Origin of the sequence: Bradyrhizobium sp. (assembly GCF_035570375.1) — a bacterium.
GTDB lineage: Bacteria > Pseudomonadota > Alphaproteobacteria > Rhizobiales > Xanthobacteraceae > Bradyrhizobium.
This window is the reverse complement of record NZ_DATMLW010000237.1, coordinates 37,375-54,218: the sequence shown is the minus strand read 5'-3', so window position 1 is coordinate 54,218 and position 16,844 is coordinate 37,375. Positions and strand designations below refer to the sequence as shown.

The following is a 16,844-nucleotide window of genomic DNA, read 5'->3' as shown; positions in this document are numbered from 1 at the left end:
ATGCCGCGATACGTTAGAGCCAAAAATGGCAGCGTTTTCCTTTTCACGGTGGTTCTCACGGCGCAGATGCGCTTTTGCCCACCCTACGCAGCTGGCTGTTTTCCAGCGCAGCTTCCGTAAGAGCTTCCCACCCTGGCCTTCGCTTCACTGCGGCCTTCCCTCCCCACCACTCGCTTGCGCACGCGGGGGGATGGATCCGCGTCGCCCTTACCGCGCCGACTATCCCTGCGCCGGCGAACGCACATGCTCCGGGCGTACGCCGACGGCGATGAAGCGCGCGGCAATCCGCTGCAACCAGGGTATCGCGCTGACAAGGCGCACCAGCATGGGAACGCGGAGCGGTTGATCTCCGCCCTTGATGGCGAGGCTGATGATGTTGTTCTGAACGACAACCTGCATCGCCTGAGTCATCCTCACCGGGAACTCGCGACGTCGCCGCACGGCATCGAGCTCATCTTCCGTCGGGCAGTCCTTTGCGAGCTTGGCGGCCAGCAAATTCGCGGCCGCGACCGCATCCTGGATCGCGAGGTTGACGCCCACGCCGCCCACCGGCGACATCGCGTGCGCCGCGTCCCCGATGCAAAGCACCCCGGCTCGCGTCCACCGCTTCAGCCGGTTGATCGCGACCGTCAACAGCTTCACATCATCCCACGATTTCAAGTCTGAAATTCCCGATGCGAGGATCGGTGCCATGCCAATCACGTCGTCGCGAAACGCCTCCAGCCCACGCGCCTTCACTGCATCATTCTGCCCCTTCGGGATCACATAGGCGCATTGCCAGTAATCGCCGCGATCGAAGGTGACGAGCATCTTGCCGGCTTGAATCCGCGCGAAAAGCCTTTCGTTTTCATTCGCCTGCCTGCCGGCGCGAAACCAGAGCACGTCCATCGGCGCGCCGATCTCCTCGACCTCCAGTCTCGCGCATTGTCGCACGGTGGAATGCCGGCCATCGCAGCCGATCGTCAATTCCGCGCGGATCTCCAATCGTCCTGCCGACGTGACGGCGGCGACGCCGACTACGCTATCGCCCGACCAGATCAGATCGGCGGCTTCGGCCTGCATCATCACCTTCAGCGATGGAAATCGTTTGGCTTTCTCGCGCAGGAAATTGAGAAAATCCCATTGCGGCATGAAGGCGACGAACGGGTACTTGACGTGGAGCCGGCCGAGATCGGCAATGCGAAGGGTCGTCTCGCCGAACTTGCCCTCCATCTTCTGCAGCTGTTGATGCGGAAGCTTCAGGAAATCGTCGATCAGTCCCAACTCGTCCATTATCTGCAAGGTCGAAGGATGAACCGTGTCGCCGCGGAAATCGCGGAAAAAATCGGCGTGCTTCTCCAGCACCAGCGTCTCGATGCCGGCTCGTCCCAATAGATATCCGAGCATCATGCCGGCGGGACCGCCGCCCACGATGCAACACCTTGTGTGGATGCGCCGAGCTGATTGCTCGACAGAATTCGCCGCGTCCATGACCTGGCTCTTGTTGATCCGCGGCGGAAGCTCTTGATCTCCGACACGCTGCCGTCGCGATAGGTCAACTCGACCGAGACGAATTGGTTCGTCGGTGAAAGTTTCAGATAGGGCCTGGCGTCGTAGGGGATGGCGCCGGGATCCTTCATGTCACAGGGCGGCATGTTCAACACCCGGTCGGGAACCGCGGTGTCGATGCCGATCTTCACCTGGCGGATCGCGCAGCGATAGGACATCAAATGCGTGTAATAGACCAAAAGTCCGTTGAACTCGCGAAACGACAGCCAGCTGGTGGCAGTCATGTCCAGGATTTTCCGCTGATCGTGAATGAGAGCTGCTTCCGGATCGAACCTGATCGGGAACGGTCCCTGCATCTCGCCCGATACGTCGACATAGCGCACCTGGATGGTCGCGGCAGGCGCGTCGGCGGCGAGCTCGATCGAGGGATTGGGCATTCGCCTGCGGGTTCGCGGGTCGAGCGTATCGAGGAAGCCGGTCTCGCGGAATTCACCGGCATCCCCCATGCGCCATGAGATTCCGAGGGTCGGATCGGCGATCGAAAACACCACGGTCCAGCCGCCATTGTGGCGCGAGAACATCGCAATCGGCGCATTGACGCTGTCGCCTGCCGGCGGGACGCGCGGCACCGACACTGGCGGCAATGCGGCAACCTTCTGCAGCGGCTCCGCCGGCTTTGTTTCCGTGGCGGCTTGGGGTGGCGCTTTCGCCATGCCGTTGAGGAACACGTCGTCGACCATCTGATCGAAATAGACCGGGATCTGCTTGTGCTTCACCGTCTCGGCCATTTCGCTGACGATGCGGCGGGTGCGTTGGGCGACCTGGACCAGGTTTTCGCCGGGCTGCAAGAGCTCCTTGGCGAAGATCCGCGTGAACACCGAATTGGGATTGTTGTCGTCGTTGGACAACCGATCGAGCGCGGTCTGGCGGGGACCCGCCGAAAACACCGAGAAAACGCCTTCCGGCAATTGCGTCATCGGGGCAAGGCCGCCGCCGCCGGCGACCGCGCGAGTCCCCACCCGCTCGAACGGATTATTGCGGCAGGCATCGAAGACCAGAATCGCGGTGCGCGCTTTCTTGTTCTGCAAGCGCTCGATGATGCGGTCGGCGAGAATCGAGGCATCGCGCACCAGTTCTTCCTGGCCTTCAGTCGCAGCAGGAACATCGGTCGGAAGCAGGAAGTTCTGCCCCGCGATCTCGAAGCCGTGGCCGGCGTAGAAGAAGAACGCGGTGTCACCAGGTTCGACCACCTTGTCGAAGGCGAGCAGGGTTTCGCTGAAGGCCTGGCGGGTCTGATTCTCCGCAATCATCACGGAAAAGCCGAGTTGCCTGAGCACCTCGCCCATGGTGCGGGCGTCGTTGACCGCCTTCTGCAATTTCGGGACATTCCTGTAGTCGTTGTTCCCGATCACAAGCGCCACGCGCTTTTCCGCATGCGCAGGCGCCGCAGAAGCCAACCAAAGCGTCGCCAGAGCTAATGCGAGTGCGTTCCCAAACGACAGCCAGCCTCTCATCCGTGTTCCCCAACTTTTGAAAAAGCGCGTTTCCACACACCTCTCATGGACGGGACGCAGGCCCCGCATGCGCTATAGTCGATGACCTGAGACCGGCGGTTCAACAAGCACCGCTCTCCACCAAGCACGCTCCATCCGCCATCTCTCGTCCAGGAACGGCCATGGAAGCTTGCATTTGTGCCAAAACATTAAGCTTTTTCAACACTTCCCGCGTGTGCTCCATTGACTTTGGCCAATTCGTCCCTATGTTCGCCTGCGACGCGGCCCGGTATCGAAGCGCGATATCTTGAACAAGCCGCCTGTCTGCGTATCCGAAAATCCCGTGCAAATTTGCGTGCCGTTCCGGGGTTGATCGCGACAGTCTTTTTCGAGATTCCAAACGGCGGTATCTGCCAGAGGCTAAATGTCTTTTTCAAATCTCGGCTTGTCCGAAAAGGTGCTCGCCGCCGTTGCGGCCACCGGATACACCACCCCTACCCCCATTCAGGAACAGGCGATTCCCCACGTTCTGGCCCGCCGAGATGTTCTCGGCATCGCCCAGACCGGCACCGGCAAGACCGCGGCCTTCGTCCTTCCCATGCTCACGATGCTGGAAAAGGGCCGCGCCAGAGCGCGCATGCCGCGCACCCTGATTCTTGAGCCTACGCGCGAACTCGCCGCCCAGGTCAAGGAAAGTTTCGATCGATACGGCGCCGGACAAAAACTCAACGTGGCGCTGCTGATCGGCGGGGTCTCGTTCGGTGATCAGGACTCCAAACTGACCCGCGGCGTCGACGTGTTGATCGCAACGCCCGGCCGGCTACTCGACCACACCGAACGCGGCGGATTACTGCTCACCGGGGTCGAGCTGCTCGTCATCGACGAAGCCGACCGAATGCTCGACATGGGCTTCATTCCCGATATCGAGCGCATCTGCAAGCTGGTGCCGTTCACCCGGCAGACACTGTTCTTCACCGCAACGATGCCGCCGGAAATCCGGCGCATCACCGAGACCTTCCTGCACAATCCCGAAAAGGTGGAAGTTTCCAAACCCGCGACCACTGTCGCCACCGTGACGCAGTTGCAGGTGCCCGCCGGCCGCGAAGCGCACGAGAAACGCGAGATCCTTCGCAACCTGTTGCGCGGCGCCAAGGATCTCAACAACGCGATCATCTTCTGCAATCGCAAGCGCGAGGTCGCCGTCCTTCACAAATCGCTTCTGAAACATGGCTTCAGCGTCGGCGCGCTGCATGGCGACATGGATCAGTCGGCGCGAACCGCGGCCCTTGATCAATTCCGCAAAGGCGAAATCCCGCTGCTGGTTGCTTCCGACGTCGCGGCGCGCGGTCTCGATATCCCCGCCGTCAGCCATGTCTTCAACTTCGACGTCCCGCATCATGCCGACGACTACGTCCACCGCATCGGCCGTACCGGGCGCGCCGGCCGCAGCGGCACCGCGATTTCGATCGTTACCCGGCTCGACCAGAAATCGATGGTGGCGATCGAAAAGCTGATCGGACAAAGCATTCCACTCGCCGAAGGCAAGGCCGAGAGTGATGCGCAGGAGCATGTTGGCTCGGAGTTGCAGCCGCGCGAGCGATCGCGCGAAGGCGGAAAGGAAGGATCGCGCGGCGGCCGCAAGCCACGCCGCGAGCGCGAGTCCCGGCGCGGCGGTCGAAGCGGCGGTTCGCAGTCGCAGACGAGCGTCGCTGCGCATGCCTCCCAGCCCGCACCACCCGCCTCGCGTCCACCTTCGATCGGACGCATCCCCTCGACCCAGCCCGAACCGCTGGAGCCTGCCGATCACTCGCACCTGCCGGCGTTCCTGTTGCGACCGGTCCGCGCCCGCGTCTGAACATTTTGCAGTCGCGAAGGCCATTTCCCGTTTAACGGGTCATTCATCAACGTCCATTAACTTGTCCTGATAATTTATGCGATTTAATGCGGCGACGGAGGCCTTCCGCCGCCTGGGGATATTATCTGTGCTCGACGATCATGAACGTACGATGGCCTTCGCCGAACTGGCGCTGGGCCAGATCAGGTCGCTGCGGCAAACTGCCGTGCCCCGCAACTACGAGATCTGGTACGTCTACGCGACCGGCTACAATCCGCCTCTCAACAAGATCATCAACGAGACGCTCTCGCGCAACGGCAAGCTGACCGAAGCCGACCTCGAGCAGATCTACGAGACTTACCTCTCCCATATCAAGACCACCGACCGCATTGACAGGGTCGGCGCACGCGTGATCACCGAAATCGACGACGTCGTGAGGCTCCTCGGCGAGGCGCTCAGCATGTCGACAAGCTATGACGCGAGCCTTGCAGGGGCGAGCCAGAGGCTCGCCAGCGCGGAGAACGGCGACCAGATCAAGGCGATCGTCGAATCCCTGCTGCATGCGACTAGGCAGATGCGCGACACCAACAAGGCGCTGGAAGAGCGCCTGACGCTGTCGAAAACCGAAATCAGCTCTCTCCAGCAAAGCCTCGAGGCGATCAGGGCCGAAAGCCTCACCGATCCCCTCACCGGCCTCGGCAACCGCAAATATTTCGATCGTTCGATCGAGATCGCGGTCCAGAATGCAATGGCAAGCGGCGAGCCGCTTTCGCTTCTGATGTTCGACATCGACCACTTCAAATCATTCAACGACTCCTACGGTCATCTCACCGGCGATCAGGTGCTGCGGCTGGTTGGAATGTCCTTGAAGCAAACGATCAAGGGGCAGGACATCACCGCCCGCTACGGCGGCGAGGAATTCGCGGTCGTGCTGCCCAATACCGCATTGCGGCAGGCGCTCACCGTCGCCGACCATATCCGGCGTGCGGTGATGTCGAAGGAATTGAAAAAGAAATCCACCGGCGAGATTCTCGGCCGCGTCACCATTTCGGTCGGTGTATCGATGCTCAAGCCCGGCGACGACACGGATTCACTGATCGAGCGCGCAGACGCCTGTCTTTATGCCGCCAAGCGGGCGGGGCGCAACCGCGTGGTGTGCGAGGCAGACCCGGAATATCGCGCCGAAACCAGCACCCAGGTTGCTTGACCGGGCGCTATAGCGTTTTCGAGCGAAGTGGATACCGGTTCGCGTGAAGAAAACGCATCAAAACAAAAGATTAGAGCCTCGGTTCTGATTCAATCAGAACTGAAAAGGCTCTAAGGCCGCTTTCCCCTGGCTTTTTTGCTTGTGGCCGGCTTTGCATTGGCGTGCTTCCTTCCGGACGCAGACTTCTTGGCTGTCGTTTTGGCGTCGAGCGCCTTGGCCCTCTTTCGACCTCTGGGGGATTTCGTCAACGCCGCGCGTTGCGCGGCCGCCAGTGCGGCCTTTGCCCAACCGGTAAATTCTTCTGAATCGTCAAACAACCGCGCCGGCAATTCCCAGTACGAATTGACGGTGACGACCTTCCCTGTTCTTCGCTGCTGATACTGAAACGGTTTCGATCCATCCGCCTGGAATTGCGGAATGGTCGCCTCATCTGCACGAAAATAAAGCCCTGCACGCAGCGCCAGCGCGAAGTTGATGCCGTCGGCGGAAATGCCAAATCCGGAAAACATCCGGCGGATCGTCACCGGGCCGAAATCGGAAAAAAGATCGATCAGAAATTCGCGGTCCATGGACGCAGGCCGCCGTCACGCAGCGTGGCGAACACGATACTCAAGTTTCGGCGTTCGCAGGCTTGAGCTGCACGGACTCGCCGCAACCGCAGGCGCCTATCTGGTTCGGATTGTTGAAGATGAACTGGGCCTGCAACTTGTCGGCCTTGTAGTCCATCTCGGTGCCGAGCAGGAACAGCACCGCCTTGGGATCCACCAGGATCTTCACGCCCTTGTCCTCGACGACCTCGTCTGTGGGGCGAACTTCGTGGGCATATTCGACCGTGTAGGATTGCCCGGCGCAGCCGCCATTCTTGACGCCGACCCGCAAGCCCACGATTTCGGAATCGGCGCGCTTTGTCAGTTCCTGGACGCGTTGCGCAGCAGCCTCGGTAAGCTTCATGACCTGCGGGCGCGGGCGCGGCTTCGGCTTGGATGTCGATGATGTGGATGTCATGTCAGTCATGTGGTCAATCCCAGGGCGAATTCAATCGTACCAATTCTATTGCCTCTCGATAATAGTGATCGGTCAAATCCGAACGCATCACCACATATTGAGAACGAGACGGGCCTCATCCGACATCCGGTCCGGAGTCCATGCCGGGTCCCACACCAGATTGACGTTGACGACGCCGATGCCGGGAATGCTGGCGACTGCGTTCTCCACCATCTGCGGCAGCTCTCCCGCTGCCGGGCAGTTCGGCGTTGTCAGCGTCATCACCACATCGACAGAGCGGTCGTCCTTGAGATCGACCTTGTAGATCAGACCGAGTTCGTAGATATCGGCGGGTATTTCCGGATCGAAGACGGTTTTCAGCGCGGCCACGATCTCGCTGCTCAAGCGCTCCGTTTCCTCCGGCGGCAACGCCGAATGGGTCTCCATATTGGAGACTTTCGCCGTCTCCGGATTCCTGGCTTCGACGGTATCGGTCATGCGAACAATTCCCTGGCCTTGATCAGTGCCTGCGCCAGCTGATCGATTTCCTCGCGCGTATTATACATTCCGAATGACGCCCTGCAGGTCGCTGTCACATTGAACCGCTCTAAAAGCGGCATGACGCAATGGGTTCCGGCCCGCACAGCTATTCCCTGACGGTCGATCACGGTCGCGACATCATGGGGATGGGCGCCCTTCATTTCGAAGGAGATCAATGGCCCCTTCCCGCTTGCTGTCCCGATCATGCGAAGCGAGTTGATTTCGCGCAGGCGAGCTTCGGCATAGTCGAGAAGATCGTGTTCGTGCGCTGCGATTCGCTCCTTGCCGATCGAATCGACGTAATCGATCGCCGCTCCCAGTCCCACCGCTTCAACGATCGCCGGCGTGCCCGCCTCGAACTTGTGCGGAGGATCGCCATAGGTGACCCAGTCGCGCGCCACCTCCCGGATCATCTCGCCGCCACCATTATAGGGCCGCATCGCCACGAGATGCTCGTGCTTGGCATAAAGCACGCCGATGCCGGTCGGTCCGTACAACTTGTGGCCGGTGAAAGCATAGAAATCGGCGCCGATGTCCCGCACGTCGACCGGCAGATGAACCGCGGCCTGGCTGCCGTCGACCAGCACGGGAATCCCGCGATCATGCGCGATCTTCACTACCTCCTTGATCGGCACGACGGTGCCGAGCGCGTTCGACATGTGGGTGATGGCGACCAGCCTGGTTTTCGCGGAGAGCAGCTTTTCGAACTCGTCGATCAGGAAATTGCCTTCGTCATCCACCGGTGCCCATTTGATGACGGCCCCGTGGCGCTCCCTGAGGAAATGCCAGGGCACGATGTTGGAATGGTGCTCCATGATCGAAAGCACGATCTCGTCGCCGGCCTTGATGTTCGGCTCGCCCCATGAGGATGCCACGAGATTGATCGCTTCCGTCGCATTGCGGGTGAAGACGATTTCCTCAGGCCGCGCGGCATTGAGGAATTTCGCCACTTTGGCGCGGGCGCCCTCATAGGCTTCGGTGGCGGCATTGGCGAGGTAATGCAGCCCCCGGTGCACATTGGCATACTCGGTCTTGAAGGCGAGGTTCATGCGGTCGAGCACCGCGTTGGGCTTCTGCGCGGAGGCGGCGTTGTCGAGGTAGACCAGCGGCCTGCCGTAGACCTTGAGCGCAAGCGCAGGAAAATCCTCCCGCACCCTTGCGACATCATAGGAACCGTTTGCGACCGCCGGATGCATGGTCATCCCCGAGCCTCGAGCCAGCGCTGCGCCGCCGAAATCGCGAGCTCGCGCAATCCATCGCTGGCGATCTGTTCGACCGCTTCACCAACGAAGGCCTGGATCAGAAGCGCCTGCGCCTCCTTCTCGGAAAGGCCGCGTGCGCGCAGGTAAAACAGCAGGCTCTCGTCGAGCGCGCCGGTGGTCGCGCCATGGCCGCAGGTCACGTCGTCGGCGAAAATTTCGAGCTCCGGCTTGTTGTCGGCCTCGGCCTCGTCCGACAGCAAAAGCGCCCGCGTCATCATCTTGGCGTCCGTCTTCTGCGCGTCGGGGCGCACCATGATGCGTCCCTGAAACACCGAATGGGCGCGATCGTCGATGACCGAACGGAATATCTCGCGGCTGAAGCAATTCGGGACTGCGTGGTCGAGAAACAGGGTGTTGTCGGCGTGCTGCCGGCCCTTGAGCAGGCTGACACCGTTGGCGGTGACTTGGGCGCCTTCGCCGGCAAAAGCGAGATATCCCTGATAACGGCTCACGCCCCCTCCAGTGGTCATGTTGAGCGTGTTGAGGCACGATTTCGCGCCGATCGTAAAGATCGCGTTGGTAATATTGATGGCATCCGGCGCGTCAGTCATCAGCCGCACGTGCTGCAGATCGGTGTCCTCGCCGAGGTGGATAGTGACAGCGTCATTGGCCTGATAGGACCGCGCGCCTTCGGCTGCGACGAAGCTCTCCAGCAGGGTCGCTCTTGCACCCTTGCCGACGGTCAGGAACGAGCGGGTATAGTGCGCTGCCGACGAACGTGTCGCGACATGCACGATGTGAAGGGGTTTCGTGAGCGCGGCACCTTCGGCAATCGTGACCAACACGCCATCAGTCGCCAGTGCTGCGTTCAACGCAAGCATCGCGCCTGCGATTGCGCTACTGCCGAGCAAATCTGCTCTCGAATCGTTAGCCGGCTCCTCGAGCGCGTCGCGCAGGGTCCGCACGCCCACACCCCTCTCCTGGGCAGAAAGATCCGAAAGCTCCGGCGCGAACACGCCATCGACCAGGACCAGCCGCCGAGCTTCGGTTACGGCAAGCGATGCCAGCGCTGCCTCGGCGCGCTTGAGCGCGGCGGAATCGGGAGCTTCAGCAAGCGGAAGCACCTCGCGCATCAGTGCGCGCAAATCAGTGTATTTCCATTCTTCGATCCGCCGGTGCGGCAGACCCGCGCGCTCGTAGTCCTCGAGCGCTCGCTGGCGCACCTCCGCGACCGCGCCCTCGCCAGGCAGCCGGTCGCGCGCGGTCGCGAAGATATCGCTTGTCGCGCGTGCGGTGTCGGATTTTGCCAGTGCAAGATTCATCATCAAATCCGTTTGAACTCGGTCGCTAAAGCGCGACGATCGCGCTTTGGGTTACTCATTTACGCATGATCTTTCGGAAAACCGGTTCCCGCTTTTCCGGATCATGGCGTAGCGTCAGGCCGCGTCGTCGAACTGCGTGTAACCGGAGGCCTCCAGATCGAGCGCCAATTGCTTGTCGCCGCTCTTCACCACGCGGCCCCTCGACATCACGTGGACGAAATCGGGGATAATGTAATTCAACAGCCGCTGGTAATGCGTGATCACCACCATCGCCCGGCTCGGCGAACGCAACGCGTTGACGCCGTCGGCGGCAATGCGCAGCGCATCGATGTCGAGGCCGGAATCCATCTCGTCGAGAATGCACAGGGCCGGCTCGAACAGCGCCATCTGCAGGATCTCGTTGCGTTTCTTTTCGCCGCCGGAGAACCCGACATTGACGCCGCGCTTGAGCATGTCCTGCGGAATGTTCAGCTTCGCGGCAACTTCACGTACCTTCTTGAGGAAGGCTGGCGTTGAGAATTCGCTTTCGCCGCGCGCTTTGCGCTGGGCGTTGAGCGCCGTGCGCAAAAACGTCATGGTGGCGACGCCGGGAATCTCGACCGGATACTGGAATGCCAGGAACACGCCCTTGGCGGCGCGCTCGTCCGGCGACATTTCCAGGAGATCCTCGCCCCTGTAAAGGATTTCGCCGCCGGTGACTTCGTAACCCGGCTTGCCGGCGATGACATGGGACAGCGTCGATTTTCCCGAGCCGTTTGGCCCCATGATCGCGTGCACCTCGCCCTCGTTGACCGTGAGCGAAAGCCCGTGGAGGATTTCGCGGTCATCGACCTGCACATTCAAATTTCTGACTTCGAGTAAGGCCATTACCTTATTTTCCGTTTTTATCTCGCCGAACAGAGCGCCGACGACGCATGAGCATGGTGGAAACTGATTTCTCGCCGAATGAAGGTTCGCTCAATCTCCTCAAGGCTCTATCCAACCGAACCCTCCAGCGAGATCGAGATCAGCTTCTGCGCTTCCACCGCGAATTCCATCGGCAGTTGCTGCAGCACATCCTTCACAAAGCCGTTGACCACCAGCCCAACCGCCTCTTCCTGGCTCAAGCCGCGTTGTGTGCAATAGAACAGCACGTCTTCGGAGATTTTCGACGTCGTCGCCTCATGCTCGAACAGGGCGGAGGAATTCTTCGCCTCAACATAGGGAACCGTGTGCGCGCCGCATTTGTCGCCGATCAGAAGCGAGTCGCAGGCGGTGTAGTTGCGCGCGCCGGTAGCTTTGCGATGCGCCGTGACGAGGCCGCGGTAGGTGTTTTGCGACACGCCGGCGGCGATGCCCTTGGAGATGATCCGGCTCGTGGTGTTCTTGCCGAGATGGAGCATCTTGGTGCCGGAATCGACCTGCTGGTGGCCGTTCGAAATCGCAATCGAATAAAACTCGCCGCGCGAATTGTCACCGCGCAAAATGCAGCTCGGATATTTCCAGGTAATCGCCGAACCGGTTTCGACCTGGGTCCATGAAATCTTCGAATGCTTGCCGCGGCAGTCGCCGCGCTTGGTCACAAAATTGTAGATGCCGCCGACGCCCTCGGAATTGCCGGGGTACCAGTTCTGCACCGTCGAATATTTGATTTCGGCATCGTCTAGCGCGATCAGCTCGACCACGGCGGCGTGAAGCTGGTTTTCGTCGCGCTGGGGCGCGGTGCAGCCTTCGAGATAGCTGACATACGAGCCCTTGTCGGCGATGATCAGCGTGCGTTCGAACTGTCCGGTGTTGCGCTCGTTGATTCGGAAATAGGTCGACAATTCCATCGGGCAGCGCACGCCCGGCGGCACATACACGAACGAGCCGTCGGAGAACACGGCCGAATTCAGGGTCGCAAAGAAATTGTCGGAAGTCGGTACCACCGTGCCGAGATATTTCTTCACGAGTTCGGGGTGCTCGCGGATCGCCTCCGAAATCGGCATGAAGATCACGCCGGCCTTTTTCAGCTCCTGCTTGAAGGTGGTGGCGACCGAAACGGAATCGAACACCGCATCCACCGCAATTCGGCGCTCGCCCGATCCGTTGCCGCCATCCGGGCGCACCACCCCTTCGAGGACCTCGACCTCACGCAAGGGAATGCCGAGCTTCTCGTAGGTCTTGAGGATTTCCGGGTCGATCTCGTCGAGCGAAGCGACCTGCTTCTTCGGCTTCGGCGCCGCGTAATAGTAGATGTCCTGGTAGTCGATCTTGGGATAGTTGACGCGCGCCCAGCTAGGCTCGGTCATGGTGAGCCAGCGGCGATAGGCCTCCAGCCGCCATTCCAGCATCCAGGCCGGCTCGTTCTTTTTTGCAGAGATGAAGCGGACGGTATCTTCCGACAACCCCTTCGGGGCCTTCTCGGACTCGATAAGCGTCTCGAACCCATAACGGTATTGATCGACGTCGATCCGGCGAACCCGATCGACCGTCTCCTGGACGGCAGCCATTCTGTTCCTCCGCTCACGGTTTCAAGGACCGCGGTGGATCATTCAGCAAGTGTACTACGATGTATCACCAACGAAACCTGCTTAGAACCGTTCAAGCCGTGTTTCGTCGCTGATCCTTAAGTAAGCTACCCGCGAGCTTTCGCCAAGCCTCCAGGCAGAGATCAATATCTGCATCCCCCGTGGACCAGCCCAGACTGAGCCGCACCGCTCCCTGGGCCAGTTCAGGACCGAAACCCATCGCCTGGAGCACGTGAGAGGGTTGTACCTTACCGGATGAACAGGCGGACCCCGAGGAGACCGCGACGCCGGCCAGATCGAAGCCAATCACCGCGGTTTCGGCCCGCAAGCCTGGAACCGTGAAAAGTGTTGTATTGGGCAGGCGGCGAGCGGCATCGGAGAAGACCATCGCGCCCGGCGTTTGCCGCAGGCCGCTTTCAAGCTTGTCCCGCAGCGCCTGAAGGCGATTTGTATCGGTTTCAAGCGCTTCGAGCGCAGCCTTTACGGCAGCTCCAAAACCAGCAATTCCCGCGACATTTTCGGTTCCCGCCCGGCGACTCAGCTCCTGACCTCCGCCGCGCAGGAGCGGCTCGAGGCCAGTGAGCCCCTCAGCCAGGACGAGGGCACCTGCGCCCTTGGGTCCGCCGATCTTGTGTGCCGAAAGCGTCACCAGATCGGCATTCAGGGCATTGATATTAAACGATATTTTTCCAAAGGCCTGGATCGCATCGACGTGCATCAGACAGCCCTTGTCGCGCACGATCTCGGCCGCTTCCGCTATCGGCTGCAACGCTCCGGTTTCGTTATTGGCCAACATGATCGACACCAGTGCCGGGGGCCGGCCGACAAGCAGGGCGCGCAGGCGGCCAAGATCGATCAGGCCCGAACTCGTCACAGGGATGGTTTCGATGATTTTGGCCGAAAAGCTTCCACCAGCCAGGACCGAGGCGTGTTCGATCGCCGAGACCAGGAGCCGCTCAACCGGGGCGCCTGAACCGCGCCTTAGCCCAGGCCTAAGCGCCAGCGCATTGGCTTCAGTCCCGCCCGAGGTGAAGACGACGTTCCGCGGCAAAGCGCCCACGGCGTTCGCGATGATGGTTCTCGCATTCTCCACCAGTTTCCGCGCACTCCGACCCTCGGCATGAACGGAGGAGGGATTGCCGCAAAGCTCAAGCGCCGAAATCATGGCTTGCCGCGCCTCGGCACGAAGCGGGGCCGTCGCATTCCAGTCGAGATAAACCCTCTCAGCCATCCGAGTATTATAATACCTACTTAAGAGACCGGCCGTGAACTGCCGGCCGTCTGTCACACCACGTTATGCCAGTTGGCGATCACCAGGCCGCGTTGCAATGCGATTGAAAACGCGACTGTCCTTAGGCGCGCCGTGCCAGCCGTTCAAAATGCTTGCTTTTTGCCCCTCGCCCTATGTTAGAACGCGGCCTCCAGTTCACCGGACGCCGTTCGCGCATCGACCAGCGACGTCCGATCAGCCCCTTCATTCCGCAAGGTTTTGTCCGCGAAATAGCCAGACAGAGCCAGCAAAAATCGGTTGATTTTGCCAAGGACCCTCAATGCCTGAAGTCATCTTCACCGGTCCCGCGGGCCGTCTCGAAGGCCGTTACCATCCAGCGAAGCAGAAGAATGCACCGATCGCGATGATCCTGCATCCGCACCCGCAGTTTCACGGCACGATGAATCATCAGATCGTCTATCAGTGCTACTACGCGTTTGCCCACCGCGGATTTTCCGTGCTGCGCTTCAATTTCCGCGGTGTCGGCCGCAGCCAGGGCTCGTTCGATCACGGCACGGGCGAGCTCTCGGACGCGGCCTCCGCACTCGACTGGGCGCAGACCATCAACCCGGAAGCGCGCGCCTGCTGGGTTGCGGGGTTCTCCTTCGGTGCCTGGATCGGCATGCAGCTTTTGATGCGCCGGCCGGAGGTCGAAGGCTTCATCTCGATCGCACCGCCCGCCAACCTCTACGACTTCTCGTTCCTTGCGCCCTGCCCGTCCTCAGGCCTGATCGTGCACGGCGAGAGGGATGCGGTCGTGCCGCCCAAGGACGTCAACACGCTGGTTGAGAAACTGAAAACCCAGAAGGGCATCGTGATCGACCAGCAGATCATCCCGGGCGCCAATCATTTCTTCGACGGCAAGCTGGAGCCGCTGATGCAGACGGTAACCGGCTATCTGGACATGCGGCTCGCCAACGTCCGCTAGGGCTCGTGCCCGGACAGTGGCGCGCCGTTGAGCTGGGGCCTGGCTCTGCAGTCGCACGTCCACGAATGAGTCCCGGTTCTGCGAAGCAGCGCTACGCGCTGCATCGCGCCCGGGACAGGCGGCCAACACCTACTGAACTCGGTGGACAACCATCAAGCAGCCTCCGCTTGCAGCTGCGATATCCATGAATTGCGCCGTTTCAGGAAATCGCGCAGCAGCGCCGGATAATCGGCGCCGACGGCATCGCGCACCGAAGATCGCTCGGAAAGCGCCTTGCGCCATTTTGTCAGCTTCGGTTTGCCCGCGAGAATTCCGAAGTCGCCGATTTCGTCGAACGCGTCGAAATAGAGAAACACCGGGCCGAATACCACATCCACCAGCGAGAAGCTTTCGCCGTCGAACCAAGGGGAAGCGACCACACGCGCCTCGAGCCGGGCAAAACGCTGCTGCAGATGGGTGGCCTTGGCCTGAAATGTGTTCTCGTCGACCGCGCTGTAAAGGCCTGCGATATCGTTGAGGATCTGGGAACCGAATTCGATCCAGGAGCGATGCTCTGCGCGCCGCAACGGATCAGCCGGATGCAGCGGCTTCGATCTGGTCTCTTCCAGATATTCCAGGATCACGGCGGATTCGAAAATCGCGACGTCGTCGACCTGGAGCACCGGCGTTTTGCCGAGCGGAGAAACGCGCAAGAACCATTCCGGTTTGTTGGCGAGATCGACGTCGATACGCTCGAAGGCAACACCCTTCTCGGTCAACGCGATCACCGCGCGCTGCACGTAGGGACAAAGCTTGTGGCTGATCAGTCTGAGACGGGCCATGACGACCTCTAAGTCAATGCAGATACATTAATGTAGATGCATCTGCATATAACTTGTCAAGATCGATGCCGCTCGATCGCTTCACGGTCTTGCGATCACGCCCCCGGTCATCGGGATGGGCACGCCCGTGGTGGCGGGATAGCTGAGAGGCAAGCCTTTGAGGCCGCGCGCGGCCAGGAAACCGAAAGCCTGCGCCTCGATGGCATCCGTCGACCAGCCCAGCGTTTCGGCGGCCTCGACGGGAGCCGGCCGGAGCCGCTCGCGCAGCATCCGCATCATGGTGAAATTGCGCGCGCCGCCGCCGGCGACGACCCAGCTTCTCGGCCTCTTCGGCAGCAGCGGAACCACTCGGCCGATCGCCGCAGCGGTCAATGCAGTCAGCGTCGCCGCACCATCGGGCGGTGACACGTCACGCAGGATGAGCTTGGCAAAATCGTTGCGGTCAAGCGATTTCGGCGGCGGCAAGGCGAAGAAGGGATCGTTGAGCGCCTGCGCGATCCAGGCCTCGTCGACCTTGCCCTGGGAAGCCATGCGGCCGTCGGCATCGAAGCGCTGGCCGGTTTCGCGATACATGAAATCATCAAGCAGCGCGTTGCCGGGGCCCGTATCGCAGGCGATCAGGGTATCTCCGTCGATGTAGGTGATATTGGAAACGCCGCCGATATTGAGCACGACGATCGGCCCTTTGCGCTCGAGCGAGGCGGTGAGCGCGCGATGATAGACCGGGACCAGCGGCGCGCCCTGCCCGCCCGCGGCGACATCGGCAGCGCGGAAATCATGCATGACCGGGATATGGATGGCTTTCGCCAGGGCCGCGGCATCGCCGATCTGCACCGTCATCCGCTCGGCGGGACGGTGCAGCACGGTCTGGCCGTGGAAGCCGACGATGTCGATGTCCTCGCAAGTGATGCGGTTCTGCGCGATGAAGCTGGCCATGGCCTCGGCATGCGCCACGGTAACGGCGCGCTCGGCCTCCTGCAGAATACCCGGCCGCGCGTCGCGCTGCTGCAGGTGGGCGGCTTCGGTCAGGGCCTGAAGCAGCACACGCCGCTCGGATTCGGTGTAAGGCCTGTACCCGGACGGACCAAACGCCTTGATCCGCTTGCCGTCGGTTTCGATCATGGCAACATCGACCCCGTCGAGCGAGGTCCCGCTCATCAGACCGACAGCCGTTAAAATCATCTCAAATCAAGCCCCGGCCATAGTGCCCACTTTCCGAAGTTCGTGCTCCGTCGCAGCGCCCACCTTTCACGAACTTCGGAAAGT

15 protein-coding genes are annotated in these 16,844 nt (G+C 61.0%); 3 read left to right on the top strand and 12 right to left on the bottom strand.

Features of this window, described 5'->3' with window-relative positions; genetic code table 11:
- Window positions 1–219: 219 nt before the first annotated feature.
- Both VNX23_RS25810 and VNX23_RS25805 read right to left on the bottom strand, forming a co-directional pair.
- Window positions 220–1,470, bottom strand: coding sequence for an FAD-dependent oxidoreductase (locus VNX23_RS25810; RefSeq protein ID WP_325634391.1), 1,251 nt, complete (start codon window positions 1,468–1,470; stop codon window positions 220–222).
- Window positions 1,386–3,002, bottom strand: a complete 1,617-nt coding sequence (locus VNX23_RS25805; RefSeq protein ID WP_414643081.1) for a caspase family protein — start codon at window positions 3,000–3,002, stop codon at window positions 1,386–1,388. Before VNX23_RS25805 ends, VNX23_RS25810 begins: the two co-directional genes overlap by 85 nt.
- A gap of 403 nt (window positions 3,003–3,405) precedes the next feature.
- On the opposite strand from VNX23_RS25805, the gene VNX23_RS25800 reads away from it, so the two are divergent.
- Complete coding sequence (locus VNX23_RS25800; RefSeq protein WP_325634390.1) at window positions 3,406–4,836, top strand: DEAD/DEAH box helicase; 1,431 nt, start codon at window positions 3,406–3,408, stop codon at window positions 4,834–4,836.
- Between the two features lie 118 nt (window positions 4,837–4,954).
- Complete coding sequence (locus tag VNX23_RS25795) at window positions 4,955–6,022, top strand: GGDEF domain-containing protein (RefSeq protein WP_325634416.1); 1,068 nt, start codon at window positions 4,955–4,957, stop codon at window positions 6,020–6,022.
- A 110-nt stretch (window positions 6,023–6,132) separates the two neighbouring features.
- Here VNX23_RS25795 and VNX23_RS25790 read toward each other — a convergent pair whose 3' ends face one another.
- The 8 genes from VNX23_RS25790 to VNX23_RS25755 all read right to left on the bottom strand — a co-directional run bounded on the left by VNX23_RS25790 (window position 6,133) and on the right by VNX23_RS25755 (window position 13,790).
- Window positions 6,133–6,591, bottom strand: coding sequence for a TfoX/Sxy family protein (locus tag VNX23_RS25790; RefSeq protein ID WP_325634389.1), 459 nt, complete (start codon window positions 6,589–6,591; stop codon window positions 6,133–6,135).
- Between the two features lie 40 nt (window positions 6,592–6,631).
- Window positions 6,632–7,027: an iron-sulfur cluster assembly accessory protein gene (locus VNX23_RS25785; protein WP_325634415.1), complete on the bottom strand. Its 396-nt coding sequence runs from the start codon at window positions 7,025–7,027 to the stop codon at window positions 6,632–6,634.
- 87 nt (window positions 7,028–7,114) lie between these two features.
- Window positions 7,115–7,504 carry an SUF system Fe-S cluster assembly protein gene (locus VNX23_RS25780; protein ID WP_325634388.1) on the bottom strand — a complete coding sequence of 130 codons (390 nt, stop codon included), beginning with the start codon at window positions 7,502–7,504 and terminating at the stop codon, window positions 7,115–7,117.
- On the bottom strand, window positions 7,501–8,748 hold the full coding sequence (locus tag VNX23_RS25775) for a cysteine desulfurase (RefSeq protein WP_325634387.1): 1,248 nt from the start codon (window positions 8,746–8,748) through the stop codon (window positions 7,501–7,503). The genes VNX23_RS25780 and VNX23_RS25775 overlap by 4 nt, the downstream gene beginning before the upstream one ends.
- A complete protein-coding gene (sufD, locus tag VNX23_RS25770; protein ID WP_325634386.1) occupies window positions 8,745–10,070 on the bottom strand; it encodes a Fe-S cluster assembly protein SufD in 1,326 nt (441 codons plus the stop codon). Before sufD ends, VNX23_RS25775 begins: the two co-directional genes overlap by 4 nt.
- A gap of 114 nt (window positions 10,071–10,184) precedes the next feature.
- Complete coding sequence (sufC, locus tag VNX23_RS25765; RefSeq protein WP_325634385.1) at window positions 10,185–10,937, bottom strand: Fe-S cluster assembly ATPase SufC; 753 nt, start codon at window positions 10,935–10,937, stop codon at window positions 10,185–10,187.
- 107 nt (window positions 10,938–11,044) lie between these two features.
- The gene (gene sufB / locus VNX23_RS25760; RefSeq protein ID WP_325634384.1) at window positions 11,045–12,541 is read right to left on the bottom strand and encodes a Fe-S cluster assembly protein SufB; all 1,497 of its coding nucleotides are present in this window, start codon (window positions 12,539–12,541) and stop codon (window positions 11,045–11,047) included.
- A gap of 91 nt (window positions 12,542–12,632) precedes the next feature.
- On the bottom strand, window positions 12,633–13,790 hold the full coding sequence (locus VNX23_RS25755) for a cysteine desulfurase family protein (RefSeq protein WP_325634383.1): 1,158 nt from the start codon (window positions 13,788–13,790) through the stop codon (window positions 12,633–12,635).
- A 319-nt stretch (window positions 13,791–14,109) separates the two neighbouring features.
- On the opposite strand from VNX23_RS25755, the gene VNX23_RS25750 reads away from it, so the two are divergent.
- Complete coding sequence (locus tag VNX23_RS25750; protein WP_325634382.1) at window positions 14,110–14,757, top strand: alpha/beta hydrolase; 648 nt, start codon at window positions 14,110–14,112, stop codon at window positions 14,755–14,757.
- A gap of 152 nt (window positions 14,758–14,909) precedes the next feature.
- Here the strand turns inward: VNX23_RS25750 and VNX23_RS25745 are convergent, their stop codons facing one another.
- Window positions 14,910–15,578, bottom strand: coding sequence for a glutathione S-transferase family protein (locus tag VNX23_RS25745; protein WP_325634381.1), 669 nt, complete (start codon window positions 15,576–15,578; stop codon window positions 14,910–14,912).
- An 81-nt stretch (window positions 15,579–15,659) separates the two neighbouring features.
- On the bottom strand, window positions 15,660–16,760 hold the full coding sequence (locus tag VNX23_RS25740) for an anhydro-N-acetylmuramic acid kinase (RefSeq protein ID WP_325634380.1): 1,101 nt from the start codon (window positions 16,758–16,760) through the stop codon (window positions 15,660–15,662).
- Between the last annotated feature and the right edge of the window lie 84 nt (window positions 16,761–16,844).

Coding starts and splice junctions, on each gene's coding strand:
- VNX23_RS25810 (WP_325634391.1), bottom strand. CDS start 1,470: ATGGACGCGGCGAATTCTGTCGAGCAATCAGCTCGGCGCATCCACACA.
- VNX23_RS25805 (WP_414643081.1), bottom strand. CDS start 3,002: ATGAGAGGCTGGCTGTCGTTTGGGAACGCACTCGCATTAGCTCTGGCG.
- VNX23_RS25800 (WP_325634390.1), top strand. CDS start 3,406: ATGTCTTTTTCAAATCTCGGCTTGTCCGAAAAGGTGCTCGCCGCCGTT.
- VNX23_RS25790 (WP_325634389.1), bottom strand. CDS start 6,591: ATGGACCGCGAATTTCTGATCGATCTTTTTTCCGATTTCGGCCCGGTG.
- VNX23_RS25785 (WP_325634415.1), bottom strand. CDS start 7,027: ATGACATCCACATCATCGACATCCAAGCCGAAGCCGCGCCCGCGCCCG.
- VNX23_RS25780 (WP_325634388.1), bottom strand. CDS start 7,504: ATGACCGATACCGTCGAAGCCAGGAATCCGGAGACGGCGAAAGTCTCC.
- VNX23_RS25775 (WP_325634387.1), bottom strand. CDS start 8,748: ATGACCATGCATCCGGCGGTCGCAAACGGTTCCTATGATGTCGCAAGG.
- sufD (WP_325634386.1), bottom strand. CDS start 10,070: ATGAATCTTGCACTGGCAAAATCCGACACCGCACGCGCGACAAGCGAT.
- sufC (WP_325634385.1), bottom strand. CDS start 10,937: ATGGCCTTACTCGAAGTCAGAAATTTGAATGTGCAGGTCGATGACCGC.
- sufB (WP_325634384.1), bottom strand. CDS start 12,541: ATGGCTGCCGTCCAGGAGACGGTCGATCGGGTTCGCCGGATCGACGTC.
- VNX23_RS25755 (WP_325634383.1), bottom strand. CDS start 13,790: ATGGCTGAGAGGGTTTATCTCGACTGGAATGCGACGGCCCCGCTTCGT.
- VNX23_RS25750 (WP_325634382.1), top strand. CDS start 14,110: ATGCCTGAAGTCATCTTCACCGGTCCCGCGGGCCGTCTCGAAGGCCGT.
- VNX23_RS25745 (WP_325634381.1), bottom strand. CDS start 15,578: ATGGCCCGTCTCAGACTGATCAGCCACAAGCTTTGTCCCTACGTGCAG.
- VNX23_RS25740 (WP_325634380.1), bottom strand. CDS start 16,760: ATGATTTTAACGGCTGTCGGTCTGATGAGCGGGACCTCGCTCGACGGG.